The sequence below is a fragment of the Gordonia sp. B8661-1 genome, assembly GCF_059427765.1.
Map to the genome: position 1 here is coordinate 331356 of NZ_JCAHRL010000003.1, position 12736 is coordinate 344091.

The window sequence follows — 12736 nt, forward strand, 5'->3', positions numbered from 1 at the left end:
GGGTTTCTCGGGCGGGTGGCGATGTCTCCATCGTCCACGATCGTGAACCGGAATGTGTCATTGGGCTCGTCGCGGTGAGTCGCACGACACTCCGGCGGACACGCCGATGTGGCCGAGGCGACGGTGTCGCGTCACGTGGCGGTCGGTGGGCGCCGGTACGATGAGTCGTCGGGTCCACCGCAGACGCGGAGCGTGCGGATGCCCGTATACGGGGTCTTCCCACCGTGGACGAATCAACTCTCGACCGAGGCAGGAGCGGGTCACAGGTGTCTTCAGTGGTTGATGAGGTCGTCGTCCCTGCCGGGCCGCCGCTACGAGCCTGGCAGCGTCGCGCTCTCACCAAATACCTCACGCAACGGCCCCTGGATTTCCTCGCGGTCGCCACCCCGGGCGCGGGCAAGACCACTTTCGGTCTCCGCGTGGCGCGGGAACTGCTCGACGACCGGACCGTGGACCAGATCGCCGTCGTCACGCCCACCGAACATCTCAAGCATCAGTGGGCCGAGGCCGCTGCCCGCGTCGGGATCGCGCTCGACTCGCGTTTCAGCAACTCCACCGGACAGACCAGCTCCGACTATCACGGCGTCGCGCTCACCTACGCACAGGTCGCCGCCCACCCGACACGCCATCGCGTGCGGACGGAGAATCGTCGCACTCTCGTGATCCTCGACGAGATCCATCACGGCGGCGACGCGAAGTCCTGGGGCGAGGCGATCCGGGAGGCGTTCTCCGATGCCACCCGCAGGCTCTCGTTGACCGGGACGCCGTTCCGGTCCGACGACTCACCCATCCCGTTCGTGACGTACGAACCCGAGGGCGGCGGCGTCCTGCGCTCGAAGGCCGATCACACCTACGGTTACGCGGACGCGCTCGCCGACGGTGTCGTCCGTCCCGTCGTGTTCATGGCGTACAGCGGCCAGGCCAGCTGGCGGACCAGCGCGGGCGAGGAGTTCACCGCTCGCCTCGGCGAACCGCTCTCCGCCGAGCACACCGCCCGCGCCTGGCGTACCGCACTCGATCCGCACGGCGACTGGATTCCCGAGGTGCTCGGGGCCGCGCACAAACGGCTGCAGCGTCTCCGTGCCTCCGGGGTGCCCGACGCCGGCGGACTCGTGATCGCGACCGACCAGACGACCGCCCGCGACTACGCGGAGTTGCTCGAGGCGATCACCGGCCGACGACCCACACTCGTGCTGTCCGACGACCCCAAGTCGTCGTCGAGGATCGCGGAATTCGCCGCCTCCGACGATGAATGGATGGTCGCGGTGCGCATGGTGTCCGAGGGGGTCGACGTACCCCGGCTGGCGGTCGGCGTGTACGCCACGAGTTCATCGACGCCGCTGTTCTTCGCCCAGGCGATCGGCCGATTCGTGCGGTCACGACGACCGGGGGAGACCGCGAGCGTCTTCCTGCCGTCGGTGCCCGTGCTGCTTGACCTGGCCAGTCAGATGGAGGCCGAACGTGATCACGTGCTCGGCAAGCCGCACCGGGAGAGCGACGGTCTCGACGACGCGCTGATCGTCGACGCGAACAAGCAGAAGGACGAGGAGGGCGAGGAGGATCGGGCATTCCATTCGCTGCACGCCGATGCCGAACTCGACCAGGTCATCTTCGACGGTGCGTCGTTCGGTACCGCTACCTTCAGCGGCAGCGACGAGGAGTCCGACTATCTCGGACTGCCCGGTCTGCTCGATGCCGAGCAGGTTCGGGAACTTCTTCGAAAACGCCAGACCGACCAGGTGACCAAGCGGTCGGCGGCGGCCACGGAACCCGCGCCCGCGCCGTCACCATCCGCGGGGGAGAACCTCCACGCGTTGCGCAAGGAACTGAACACGCTGGTGGCCCTGCATCATCACCGGACCGGAAAACCCCACGGCATGGTCCACAACGAGCTGCGTACGCGGCTGGGTGGCCCGCCGACGGCCATGGCGACCGCCGAACAACTGCGCGAACGCATCGCGGCGTTGCGCGAGTGGCGCTGACCGCCGACGTTCGGAACGACGTGAACGACGAACGGCCCGGCCATGATGGCCGGGCCGTTCTTGTCGTTGTGTCTATGTCGTAGTGGCCGATCAGACCAGTTCGTCCGCGGACTCCTCGATCACCGTGGCGGACATCTCGACGAGCTTCGCCTCGTGCTCGTTGAAGTGATGACGGCAGAAGAGAAGTTCACCGCCGGCGGGCAGCACTGCCCGTACGCGTGCGGCCGCGCCGCAGCGGTCACAACGATCGGCAGCGGTGAGCGGCAGGTAGATCGGGGGTGTGGTGGCGGTATCTGACATGGTTCCTCCGTCCCGGTCCGGCGTTGGTCGCTGACCGATCGCCTTTCCCTTCGTGAGCCGACACATCGGTCTGATGCGTCGCCCTCACTCTGTCAGACGTTTGGGGGTTTCGTATTGTTCCGCGACCCTTCCGGGTGTGTCGTCACTCACCCGTTACGGGAGACAACAGGACCGTCATCTGCGCCGGACGTCACCTGGTCGGCACCGGCTCCGTGGACGGGGTTCGCGCATCGGACTGCTCCTGCTGTTCGCGTACACGGCTGACGGCGTCGGAGGACTCGTTCTCCCGGTCCCGGAGATATTCGCGCAACGAGTAGGCGAATGCCGATGCCCACAGGGCCACGATGAGGACGTAGATCGTCGTCTGCGCGGCCGGAGGGACATCGACGAGGTCGCTGCGCAACAGGCTGCGGACGTTGGTGAGCACGATCAGGCCGCCCACCGACGATCCGAGTAGGCGCGGCGGGATGTGGCGGACGAGCCACGCCGCGATCGGTGCCGCGAGCACACCGCCCACGAGGATCGCCGCCACCCATGCGAAGTTGATGCCCTGCGATCCGAGGCTGAACAGGAAGCCCAGGCTGGCCGCCACGGCGATGATGAACTCGCTGGTGTCGACGGAGCCGATGACCTTGCGCGGCTCGAGTCGGCCGCTGGCAAGGATCGCCGGGGTGCCGACCGGCCCCCAGCCTCCGCCGCCGGTGGCGTCGACGAACCCGGCGACGAACCCGAGCGGCCCCAGGAACCGCTTGCGGAGCGGCTTGCCCAGGTGATGTCGCGGGATGCCCTGGAAGGTGAAGCGCAGAAGGATGTAGAGGCCGAGCAGCAACAGGATGATCGCCATGACGGGGGCCGCGGCCTCGGTCGACAACTTGGACAGGATCGTCGCACCCAGGAACGCGCCGATCGCGCCGGGAACGGCGATCCTGCGGACCACCTTCCAGTCGACGTTGCCGAACTTCCAGTGCGAGGCGCCGGACACCAGCGTGGTGCCGATCTCGGCGAGATGGACGGTGGCCGAAGCGGCCGCGGGGTTGGTGCCGATGGCCAGCAGCAGCGTGGTCGTCGTCACGCCGTAGGCCATGCCAAGGCTGCCGTCGACCAATTGCGCCGCGAAGCCGACGAGACCGATCAGGACAAGGGTTTTCATGTGGTGTGTAGGTGCTTTCCGGGAGGGCGCGCCGACCGTCGCGCGGTGTACGTACGCGCCGAGATGGGAGTGGAGGAACACTGATCCGGGCGCCCCGACGCGACCGGTCCTGTCAGCGACAGAGCATGGAGGCGACGCGCAGCAGATCGACGGCACGACGGGACACCAGACGCGGGTCCACGGGCCGGGCGGGGAAAGTCACGGGCGTCATCGTACGGACCGGGAGACGCCCGGTTCCACTTGCCGCGGGGTCGGAATCCGCCCGCGCACATGGGTTGACAGCCACACCACAGTTGGTGGAAAGACGACGGCGGCGGCTCCCGGGTGGGAGGCGCCGCCGTTTGACGTCGGTGTCGAGTCAGTCCAGGTAGTCGCGCAGTACCTGGGACCGGCTCGGGTGGCGGAGCTTGGACATCGTCTTCGACTCGATCTGCCGGATGCGCTCACGGGTCACCCCGTACACCTGACCGATCTCGTCGAGTGTGCGCGGCTGACCGTCGGTCAGACCGAAGCGCAGACGGACCACGCCGGCCTCGCGCTCGGACAATGTCTCGAGGACCGACTGCAGCTGATCCTGCAGCAGCGTGAAGCTGACGGCGTCGACCGCGACGACAGCCTCGGAGTCCTCGATGAAGTCGCCGAGCTGGCTGTCGCCCTCGTCGCCGATCGTCTGATCCAGGGAAATGGGTTCCCGGGCGTACTGCTGGATCTCCAGCACCTTCTCCGGCGTGATGTCCATTTCCTTCGCGAGTTCCTCGGGCGTGGGTTCGCGACCCAGATCCTGAAGCAGCTCGCGCTGGATACGGCCCAGCTTGTTGATGACCTCCACCATGTGCACCGGGATACGGATGGTGCGGGCCTGGTCGGCCATGGCGCGTGTGATGGCCTGACGGATCCACCAGGTGGCATAGGTCGAGAACTTGTAGCCCTTGGTGTAGTCGAACTTCTCGACCGCGCGGATCAGGCCGAGGTTGCCCTCCTGGATGAGGTCCAGGAAGGCCATGCCGCGGCCCGTGTAGCGCTTCGCGAGGGAGACCACCAGGCGCAGGTTGGCCTCGAGGAGATGATTCTTGGCGCGGTTACCGTCGCGGGAGATCCAGTTCAGGTCACGCTTGGCCGCCGTGCTCAGCTTCTCGCCGGACTCGACGATGCGGCGCAGACGTTCGGTGGCGAACAGGCCCGCCTCGATGCGCTTGGCGAGTTCGACCTCCTCCTCCGCGTTGAGGAGCGCGACCTTGCCGATCTGCTTCAGGTACGCGCGTACCGAATCGGCTGATGCCGTGAGCTCGGCGTCCTTGCGGGCCTGCCGCAGTGCCTCGGACTCCTCCTCGTCCCAGACGAAGTCACCCGCGGTCTTCTCTTTCTCGTCGGGTTCCTTGGCGTCCTTGCCCTTGGCGGACTTCGCGGCGGTCTTGGCCTTGGGGCTGTCGCCGTCGTCCTCGGACGACTCCTCGTCGGCGGGCTCGGCATCCTCGTCATCGACGTCGAGGTCGTCGGTGTCGATGACGACGTCCTCGTCGAGTTCGGCGTCGGGGCCGTCGATGTCGTCGATCGAGCCGGCTTCGCCGTCGAGATCCTCGGGTTCGGCCGCGTCACCCGCGGCCTTCGTGGCTGCCTTCTTCGCGGCGGCCTTGCGCGGGGCCTTCTTGGCCGTGGCCTTGCGCGCCGGGGCCTTCTTGGCGGCGGCCTTCTTGGCCGCCTTCTTCGCAGGCTTCGGCGCGTTCTCCGTGGCGCTTGTCGCGTCGGTCGTTTCCTCGACGTCGGACTGCTGTGTCTTGGTGGCTGCCACGTACAACCTTTCGAACGGCTCGTGAGATCACGCACGGCGCCAGGCGCCGGCGGGAGATGGGGGCTTGGTTTTCGGCGACCGGGTCACCGAGCGTGTTCCATTGTAACGACACCCTCCGGCCGGTTGTGACAAAGCCCAGGTCAAACTGGGCGGCGCCCCTGCTGGTCGGGCGCGGAGAGTGCAGAGACGGCCATTGCGGCGCCGACGATTCCCGCGGTGTTGCGCAATGTCGCCGGGACAACCGGGGTGTCATTGGTCAGCAACGGGATCCATTTGTCGGATTTTCGGCTGATACCACCGCCGACGATGAAGAGCTTCGGCCAGAACAGCGCCTCGTAGGTCTGCAGCACCTTCGACACCTCCTTGGCCCATCGCGCATAGCTCCAGTCCTTGTCCTCCTTGACCTTCGACGACGCGCGGTGCTCGGCTTCCTTGCCGTCGATCATCAGGTGACCGAGCTCGGTGTTGGGCACCAGGGTGCCGTCGATGAGGATCGCCGATCCGATGCCGGTTCCGAGGGTCAGGAGGATGACGACGCCGTCGACATCGGCTCCACCGCCGTGCCGGTCCTCGGCGATACCGGCCGCATCCGCGTCGTTGAGAACCGTCACCAGCCGTCCACCGAGATGCCTGCCGAACAGTTCCTCGACATCGGTGCCGATCCACGCCTTGTCGATGTTCGCGGCGGTACGCATCGTGTGCTCGGTGACGACACCGGGCAGGGTGATGCCGACCGGCCCCTCCCAGCCGAAGTGATCGATGACCTCGGCGATGGCCGCGCCCACGGCTTCCGGATGGGACGGCTGCGGCGTCAGCACCTTGTACCGGTCGCCCACGAGTTCGCCGGTGTCGAGGTTCACGATCGCGCCCTTGATGCCGGACCCGCCGACGTCCACGCCGAACCCGAGATTCGTGCTCGCCGAATGATTGTCGCCGCCTGCGGATGCCCCTTGTCGGGTCATGGACCGTCCTCCTCGTGCGTTCGTGGCAGACCGGGTGCCATTGCCGGGCCTGGTCGGACCCGGCCGTCCATCGCCGGAACCGGACGATGTGCGTCTCAGGCTATCGGGCGACCGGTACGTGTGCCCGGCATCGGCGATCGGCCCGTCACGGTCGGTCCCCGGACGACATGGACAATGGTGTGGTGACCGAACAAGTCGATGTGGAACAGCTGGAACGGGTTGCGATCGAGGTGGCCGAACGGGCGGCCGAGCACGTCGCTCGGCGGCGTCCGGAATTGTTCGGACCTCGTCCCGGACATGCCCCGTCGTACGAATCGGAGGGGCCGGTGACCACCAAGTCGACGCCGACCGACCCGGTGACCGTGGCCGACACCGAGACCGAGCATCTGATCCGGGCGGAACTGCGCGCCCGGCGGCCCGACGACGAGGTGCTCGGCGAAGAGGCGGGCGGTTCGGTGGCCGTGCCGAGCGGTGTGCGGTGGGTCGTCGACCCGATCGACGGCACGGTCAACTTCCTGTACGGGATCCCCGCCTACGCGGTGTCGGTGGCTGCGCAGGTCGACGGCCGCTCGGTGGCGGGGGCGGTGGTCGACGTTGCGCGGGGAATCACTTATTCGGCGGCGTTGGGGCACGGGGCCTGGCTACACCGTGACTCCGAGCGGATGCCCTTGTCGTGCAATCCCATCGACGAACTCGGGCTCGCACTGGTGGCCACCGGTTTCGCCTACGATGCGGAGCGCCGGAGGGCGCAGGGTGCGCTGGCCGCGGAGATGCTGCCGCGGGTCCGGGACTTCCGCCGTATCGGTGCCGCCGCCCTGGACCTGTGCATGGTCGCCTCCGGAGCCGTCGACGCACACTTCGAACACGGTCTGAGTCCGTGGGATTGGGCCGCCGGGGGACTGATCGCCGCCGAGGCGGGGGCGGTGGTGGAGTTGCCGCCCGCGAGCTCACGGTCCGAGGACGGCCATATCACGGTTGCCGTCGCCCCCGGAGTCGCCGACGATTTCTTCGCCCTGCTGGACGAACTGGGAGGCCGCGACCCCCTGCGGTGACGGAGTTCGGGTCAGCAGCCGCGTTCGTGGACGGCCCTGACCACTCCGGGATCGGCGCCCGCCTTGGGATCGTCCTTCGGGTTCGCGGTGCGCAGCGAATCGAGTGCGGCCTTCGCGTCCTGGGACTGCTCGAGTTGTTTGTGGTGTTCGCCGAGCACGAGGTCGACACCGGTACCGCGTCGTCCGTCATCGATGAGCTGGACGCAGGGTGCGGCCAGCCAGACGGCCGCCGCGGCGGCCTTGCCACCCGGGCCGAAGCGGATCTGGCCGACGCAGTCCAGGTCACGGTTGGCGTAGACGGTGTCGTCGGCGGCCGGATCGGTGGGCACCGGATTGAAGCCCTGCCCGATCAGGTCATCGGCGACCGAGCGTGCGGCGCCCCGATGCGACGACGCGTTGAGCACCCGCACCTGGAACGTCGACAACGGGGCGGGCGCGACCTTCAGCATGTCGTCGCGACTGACGACGTCAAAGGTCGGTGGGGCGGGCGGGGCCGCACCGGGTGCGGCATCCGGTGTGCCGGACGGCGCTGCGGCGGAGGGCTTGTTGCAGTCGGTGGGCACCGCCTCGGCGCCCGACCCGCTGAGTGCGACGGCCCAGGCGACCGCACCCACGACGAAGAGCAGAACCGTCAGGATGATCACCGGCCGGGGGCGGCGGCGCAGGAACGGGCGACCCCGGCGATCGACTGCGCTGCCCGGGGCAATCTGTGACACCACCTGCACCGACTCCTTGCTGCGTCAGGGCCTTCGGGGGAGGCCGCGGAACCTGCGCCCACTGTAGAGGGTGAGCGGCGGCCTGCCTCGCGACGCGCGAGTGAATCCGTGCCCGAAGGCAGTCGGAACCATCGGCAGGGTAATCCTCGACACGCCCGGGAATGCTTCACCGGATTGCATCGTTGACGCTGGGACGCCGGTGCACTAGTCTTCGGGCGCCCGGTCTCCATAGCACTCGGAGATCGAGCGGCTGAATGTGATCAAGGTCACATAAGCCGACAGGGTTATGGGTACGAATTGCACCGGTCCGGACGTTGTGGGAACGCCGCCGGCAAGACAATCCCGGCGGAACCCCGCGCAACCCTACGTTTGTTCGGCCACAAGCCGACATCCGAGAGCGCCCTCCACACTCTCAACAAGGTAAGGCACACAATGGCTACTGATTACGATGCGCCACGGCGCACCGATACCGAGGAAATGAACGAGGACTCCCTCGAGGAGTTGAAGGCGCGACGCAGTGAAGCGCAGTCCTCGGCGGTCGACGTCGACGAAACCGACACCGCCGAGTCCTTCGAACTGCCGGGTGCCGACCTCTCCGGCGAGGAGCTGTCGGTGCGGGTGATCCCCAAGCAGGCCGACGAGTTCACCTGTACCAGCTGCTTTCTCGTCTACCACCGCAGTCGGCTGGCCCGTGAGAACGGCGCCTCCATGATCTGCGTCGACTGCGCCTGATCCGCGGATCGCGGTGATGCCGGGCCCCCGTGGCCCGGCCCGCGATCAGTCGGTGGAATCCGAATTCTTTTGCGGCGCATTCCGTTGCGCCGCGTCACCATCCTTGTCCGATGGTTCCGGCCGCGCCGGTGGGGTGTCGGCGGCGTCGTCCAATCCCAGTGCCGCCAGCAGCGCGCCCGGATTACGTGTGGAGACAAGCCAATACGGTGTCGGGTCGTCCGGGTCGTCGAGCACCAGCAAAACCATCGTCTTCACCCATGCGCGGTGGACCAGGAACGCGGCCGGGTCCAACTGCCTGCCGAGCGCGGCGCTCTTCGCCGTCGCGGGGACGGTGGCGCCCCGGGCGATCACCGAGGTCGGCAGGGTGGCCCGATTGGCGTGCAGCACACCGTCGGACGTCACCCGGACCGGAACGCGTCCGAGCGACCACAGCATCCAGGCGCAGAGAAGTCCGATGACGACGTAGCCCACCGGACTCCAGGCCGCGCGATGTGCGGAGAGCTGGATCTCGTACCCGAGCACACCGGTCAGGACCGCCGCGGCGAGCCACCACCACAACGGCACGGTCAGCCGTTCGGTGTAACGGTCGGCGCCCGAGTTCGCCTCGGACGCGGGCACATCCGTGTGCCGGTCACCGCCGTTCGCATCGGGGGACGGACGACCGGCGGGATTGTCGGGTGATGCGGGGGGAGTCACGCAACCAGCGTAGTCTGCGTTCGTGGCAACGAATTCTCCCGGCGCCGGGAGTGAAGCGAGCGGGCCGGTGACACGGCTGGCCGTTCGGCGGCTGGATCCCGATCTTCCGCTGCCGGTGCGTGCGCACCCCGGCGACGCGGGGGTGGATCTCTGCTCGACGATCGACGTGGAACTGCAGCCCGGTCGCCGCCAGTTGGTCGGTACCGGCATCGCGATCGCTCTGCCGGTCGGGACCGTCGGTCTCATTCATCCGCGATCCGGGCTTGCCGCGCGTGCGGGCCTGTCGATCGTCAACGCACCGGGCACCGTCGATGCGGGATATCGCGGCGAGATCAAGGTGTGTCTGATCAATCTGGATCCCGCGGAGGCGATCAGCATCTCGCGCGGTGACCGGATTGCCCAGCTCGTGGTCCAGAGGGTGGAGTTGCCGGAGATCATCGAGGTCGACGAACTCGACGACACCAGCCGTGGTGCGGGCGGCTACGGGTCCAGCGGCGGGCACGCCATCCTGGACGGCACGAACAGCGAAGGTACGAACACAGGAGAGCATCGCTGATGGCACGTGACGAGGCGACCGGCGCGACGATCGGGTCGGCGAGCGGGCCCTATGACATCGGAGGTCTGTCGACACCGGTCGAGGAGCTGGAGAACTCTCATCTCGACCTGGGATCGGTGCTGGTGCCGGTCGTCGAGGGCGGGCAGGTGACAGTCGACCTGACTCCCGATCATCAGCCTGCCGCCGTTTATCTGCTGACTCCGCACGGCCGCATCGGCGTGACGGCCTATGCCGCGCCGAAGGCCGCCGGGCTGTGGCGGGAGGTCGTCACCGAGTTGGCCGGGTCGTTGCGCGACGACGGCGCGACCACCTCGATCGAGGACGGACATTGGGGTCGCGAGATCGTCGCGCGGGTTCCGGGGGTCGTGCATCGGCTCATCGGTGTCGACGGGCCGCGGTGGATGGTCCGCTGTCTGGCGAGCGGTCCCGACGAGACGATGGACGAGTTGGGCCAGTTGGCGCGCGCAGTGCTCGCCGAGACCGTCGTCCGGCGGGGCAGCGACCCGGTGCCGCCCAAGGAGGAGTTGCCGATCGTTCTGCCGCCCGTTCTCGCCGATCAGGTGACGGCGGCGCAACAGCAGATCGTGGCCACCGAGGAACTCGATCCGGAGGAGCGTGCCCGCCTGCAGCAGCATCTGGCGGAGCAGCAGGCCGCGGCGACCCCGGACGGGTACGTTCCCGGTGGGGCGCAGGAACAGATCGCGTCGGCGACGGTCGTCGGCGAGCGAGTGGAGACCGCGGAGCCGGAGGTCGTCGAGGACGCACCGGAGGACGAGCCACTGCCTCCGTCGCAGGGATCCGCGATGCAGCGGCTACGTCGCCGCAGGCGTTCCTGAGCGCACGGACGACCATCCGCGCGCACACCCGGCCCCGAGTACCGACGGGTTGTGCCCCCAGGCGTCGAGGCTCACCTCGGTGAGCACGGCGCGGGGTGCGGCGGATACCCAGTCGCGGCCGATCTGCAGGGGGTGAACGGGGTCGTCCACCGCAGCCGTCACGGCCAGCGGGGGACGGAGGCGGCGAATATCCGCGGGTTCGGGAGCGTGGTACCCGGCCGCCCGGCGCAGCTGTGCGATCAGGTCCGGATACAACGCTCGCCACGACCTGGTGAGTTCGTCGGCGAGCCACGCCGGACTCGTCGACCGCATCGTGGCGAGGGTCGCCTCGAGGCCGTCGGATTCGAGGGCGTCGGCGGTGGCGGTCGCGCTCCACGCGGCAGGTGCGTCGGCGGGGTTGCCACTCCACGCGGGCAGCGCTGCCCACACCCCGGCGCATGCCGTGGGCGCCTGCAGCGCCCAGTCGAGCGCGATGGCCGCTCCGATGGAGATGCCCGCGACGAGGAGGGGCCCGCCGGTGCGTCCGGCGATGTTGTCGAGCGCGCGCAGGTGTCCGCCGACCAGATCGGCGTCGGGTTCCAGTGCGATGAGTTCGAGGCCGAGCGAGTCGGCGGCCGGACCGAACGCACGCCGGACATAATCGGCATCGGAGCCGGTCCCGGGCATTCCGACGAGCAACGCCGGGCCGGGTTCAGGAGTCCTCGGGGTGTCGGGCATACGACGATCATGCACCGGCGTTGTAGGAGATGAGCGGCGAGGTTTACGCTGGCGAGAACGCGGGTCACAAGGACCCGGAGGTCTCGGAATGTGGCCCGCCCTGACACGGGTTGGTGTGCACAGGAGGATGAGATGCCGACAGCCGGTTATCTGAAGCGGTTGACCCGACGGTTGACCGAAGAACTGGACGACGCCGATGCGGTCCAGATCGCGGAGGAGTCGAAGGCGACAGGCGCCCAGCGGGCGGCCGAGTGTTGCCGGGGTGACGAGGTCACCATGCATGGCGAGCTCCGCTCGGTGGAGACCTGCTCCAAGGCCGCGAACATCGGAGTGAAGGCGGAATTCTTCGACGGTTCCGACACGGTGCTCCTGAAATGGCTGGGCCGCAAGCGGATTCCCGGTATCGAGCCGGGTCGCAAGCTCACCGTACGGGGCAGGCTGGCCGAGCACGACGGGCTCAAGGTCATCTACAACCCGTATTACGAGCTGTATGGCGAAGACGACTGATCACGGCGATTCCTCGGCGGACGCCGACGGTCGCGACGCCGTACCCGATTCCGTCGACCCCGATTCCGCCGACCCCGATTCCGTCGACCCCGACGAGGACGCGAACATACCGACGTTGCTCGAGCAGATGGGCGGCGTCTCGGGCCTGATCTATTCGACCGTTCCGATCGTGGTGTTCGTCCCGGTCAATTCGGTGTGGGGGCTGGGCCCCGCCATGATCGCCGCGCTGTGCGCGGCACTCGCGATCTTCGTGCTCCGGATGGTGCGCCGGGAAAAGCTGACGCCCGCGGTGTCCGGACTGATCGGTGTCGCGATCTGCGTCTTCATCGCCAATCGCGTCGGCGATGCCAAGGGCTACTTCCTGTTCGGGATCTGGACGACCCTCGTCTACGCGGTGGTGTTCGTCCTGTCGATCGTGGTGCGATGGCCGATCATCGGGGTGGTCTGGAATCTGGTGAGCGGCGAGGGCATGGCGTGGCGCAAGCATCGCCGGACACTGATCGCCTACGACGTCGCCACGGCGTTCTGGGCGCTGGTCTTCGTCGCGCGGTACCTGACGCAGTCGGAGCTCTATGACAACGGCAGCACGGGTTGGCTTGCCGTGGCGCGGATCGGCATGGGCTGGCCGCTCACCGCTGTCGCGGTACTCGCGACGGTGTTCCTGGTGCGGCGTGCCGGCCGGGAGGAAGAGATCATCGCCGAGCACGATGACGATCCGCCGGTCTCCGCTCGCTGACCGGC

At 68.0% G+C, this 12736-nt stretch carries 14 protein-coding genes; 7 read left to right on the top strand and 7 right to left on the bottom strand.

The features are described 5' to 3' along the window. Nucleotides 1-266 precede the first annotated feature (266 nt). Nucleotides 267-1982 (top strand): DEAD/DEAH box helicase, encoded by a 1716-nt coding sequence (locus AC4JJG_RS08980; protein WP_495400813.1) that lies wholly within the window; start codon nucleotides 267-269, stop codon nucleotides 1980-1982. 90 nt (nucleotides 1983-2072) lie between these two features. On the opposite strand, the gene AC4JJG_RS08985 is transcribed toward AC4JJG_RS08980, so the two are convergent. The 4 genes from AC4JJG_RS08985 to ppgK form a co-directional block, all read right to left on the bottom strand. Continuing rightward, nucleotides 2073-2282, bottom strand: coding sequence for a DUF7455 domain-containing protein (locus AC4JJG_RS08985; protein WP_495400812.1), 210 nt, complete (start codon nucleotides 2280-2282; stop codon nucleotides 2073-2075). Between the two features lie 190 nt (nucleotides 2283-2472). After that, nucleotides 2473-3432, bottom strand: coding sequence for a sulfite exporter TauE/SafE family protein (locus tag AC4JJG_RS08990; protein WP_495400811.1), 960 nt, complete (start codon nucleotides 3430-3432; stop codon nucleotides 2473-2475). A 358-nt stretch (nucleotides 3433-3790) separates the two neighbouring features. Beyond that, entirely contained in the window at nucleotides 3791-5221 is a 1431-nt protein-coding gene (locus AC4JJG_RS08995; RefSeq protein WP_495400810.1) for an RNA polymerase sigma factor, read from the bottom strand. Between the two features lie 140 nt (nucleotides 5222-5361). Beyond that, complete coding sequence (ppgK, locus tag AC4JJG_RS09000) at nucleotides 5362-6183, bottom strand: polyphosphate--glucose phosphotransferase (protein ID WP_495400809.1); 822 nt, start codon at nucleotides 6181-6183, stop codon at nucleotides 5362-5364. A 167-nt stretch (nucleotides 6184-6350) separates the two neighbouring features. On the opposite strand from ppgK, the gene AC4JJG_RS09005 reads away from it, so the two are divergent. Next, nucleotides 6351-7235 (top strand): inositol monophosphatase family protein, encoded by an 885-nt coding sequence (locus AC4JJG_RS09005; RefSeq protein ID WP_495405755.1) that lies wholly within the window; start codon nucleotides 6351-6353, stop codon nucleotides 7233-7235. A gap of 11 nt (nucleotides 7236-7246) precedes the next feature. Here AC4JJG_RS09005 and cei read toward each other — a convergent pair whose 3' ends face one another. Next, complete coding sequence (gene cei, locus AC4JJG_RS09010; RefSeq protein WP_495400807.1) at nucleotides 7247-7954, bottom strand: envelope integrity protein Cei; 708 nt, start codon at nucleotides 7952-7954, stop codon at nucleotides 7247-7249. Between the two features lie 429 nt (nucleotides 7955-8383). Between cei and AC4JJG_RS09015 the strand changes: the two genes are divergently transcribed. Next, nucleotides 8384-8683 (top strand): DUF4193 domain-containing protein, encoded by a 300-nt coding sequence (locus AC4JJG_RS09015; RefSeq protein ID WP_495400806.1) that lies wholly within the window; start codon nucleotides 8384-8386, stop codon nucleotides 8681-8683. 45 nt (nucleotides 8684-8728) lie between these two features. Here AC4JJG_RS09015 and AC4JJG_RS09020 read toward each other — a convergent pair whose 3' ends face one another. Next, entirely contained in the window at nucleotides 8729-9379 is a 651-nt protein-coding gene (locus AC4JJG_RS09020; RefSeq protein ID WP_495400805.1) for a DUF3093 domain-containing protein, read from the bottom strand. A 67-nt stretch (nucleotides 9380-9446) separates the two neighbouring features. Here AC4JJG_RS09020 and dut point away from each other — a divergent pair, with 67 nt between their 5' ends. Both dut and AC4JJG_RS09030 read left to right on the top strand, forming a co-directional pair. Beyond that, nucleotides 9447-9935 carry a dUTP diphosphatase gene (gene dut / locus AC4JJG_RS09025; protein WP_495401023.1) on the top strand — a complete coding sequence of 163 codons (489 nt, stop codon included), beginning with the start codon at nucleotides 9447-9449 and terminating at the stop codon, nucleotides 9933-9935. After that, nucleotides 9935-10771 (top strand): DUF3710 domain-containing protein, encoded by an 837-nt coding sequence (locus AC4JJG_RS09030; RefSeq protein ID WP_495400804.1) that lies wholly within the window; start codon nucleotides 9935-9937, stop codon nucleotides 10769-10771. The genes dut and AC4JJG_RS09030 overlap by 1 nt, the downstream gene beginning before the upstream one ends. Here AC4JJG_RS09030 and AC4JJG_RS09035 read toward each other — a convergent pair. Continuing rightward, the gene (locus AC4JJG_RS09035) at nucleotides 10748-11488 is read right to left on the bottom strand and encodes an alpha/beta hydrolase (protein ID WP_495400803.1); all 741 of its coding nucleotides are present in this window, start codon (nucleotides 11486-11488) and stop codon (nucleotides 10748-10750) included. The two genes, AC4JJG_RS09030 and AC4JJG_RS09035, sit on opposite strands and share 24 nt — an antisense overlap. Before the next feature lie 132 nt (nucleotides 11489-11620). Here AC4JJG_RS09035 and AC4JJG_RS09040 point away from each other — a divergent pair, with 132 nt between their 5' ends. Both AC4JJG_RS09040 and AC4JJG_RS09045 read left to right on the top strand, forming a co-directional pair. Then, on the top strand, nucleotides 11621-11995 hold the full coding sequence (locus AC4JJG_RS09040; RefSeq protein ID WP_495400802.1) for an OB-fold nucleic acid binding domain-containing protein: 375 nt from the start codon (nucleotides 11621-11623) through the stop codon (nucleotides 11993-11995). After that, nucleotides 11979-12731: a DUF3159 domain-containing protein gene (locus tag AC4JJG_RS09045; protein WP_495400801.1), complete on the top strand. Its 753-nt coding sequence runs from the start codon at nucleotides 11979-11981 to the stop codon at nucleotides 12729-12731. Before AC4JJG_RS09040 ends, AC4JJG_RS09045 begins: the two co-directional genes overlap by 17 nt. Nucleotides 12732-12736: the final 5 nt, after the last annotated feature.

Coding starts and splice junctions, on each gene's coding strand:
- AC4JJG_RS08985 (WP_495400812.1), bottom strand. CDS start 2,282: ATGTCAGATACCGCCACCACACCCCCGATCTACCTGCCGCTCACCGCT.
- AC4JJG_RS08990 (WP_495400811.1), bottom strand. CDS start 3,432: ATGAAAACCCTTGTCCTGATCGGTCTCGTCGGCTTCGCGGCGCAATTG.
- ppgK (WP_495400809.1), bottom strand. CDS start 6,183: ATGACCCGACAAGGGGCATCCGCAGGCGGCGACAATCATTCGGCGAGC.
- AC4JJG_RS09005 (WP_495405755.1), top strand. CDS start 6,351: ATGGACAATGGTGTGGTGACCGAACAAGTCGATGTGGAACAGCTGGAA.
- AC4JJG_RS09015 (WP_495400806.1), top strand. CDS start 8,384: ATGGCTACTGATTACGATGCGCCACGGCGCACCGATACCGAGGAAATG.
- AC4JJG_RS09030 (WP_495400804.1), top strand. CDS start 9,935: ATGGCACGTGACGAGGCGACCGGCGCGACGATCGGGTCGGCGAGCGGG.
- AC4JJG_RS09035 (WP_495400803.1), bottom strand. CDS start 11,488: ATGCCCGACACCCCGAGGACTCCTGAACCCGGCCCGGCGTTGCTCGTC.
- AC4JJG_RS09040 (WP_495400802.1), top strand. CDS start 11,621: ATGCCGACAGCCGGTTATCTGAAGCGGTTGACCCGACGGTTGACCGAA.
- AC4JJG_RS09045 (WP_495400801.1), top strand. CDS start 11,979: ATGGCGAAGACGACTGATCACGGCGATTCCTCGGCGGACGCCGACGGT.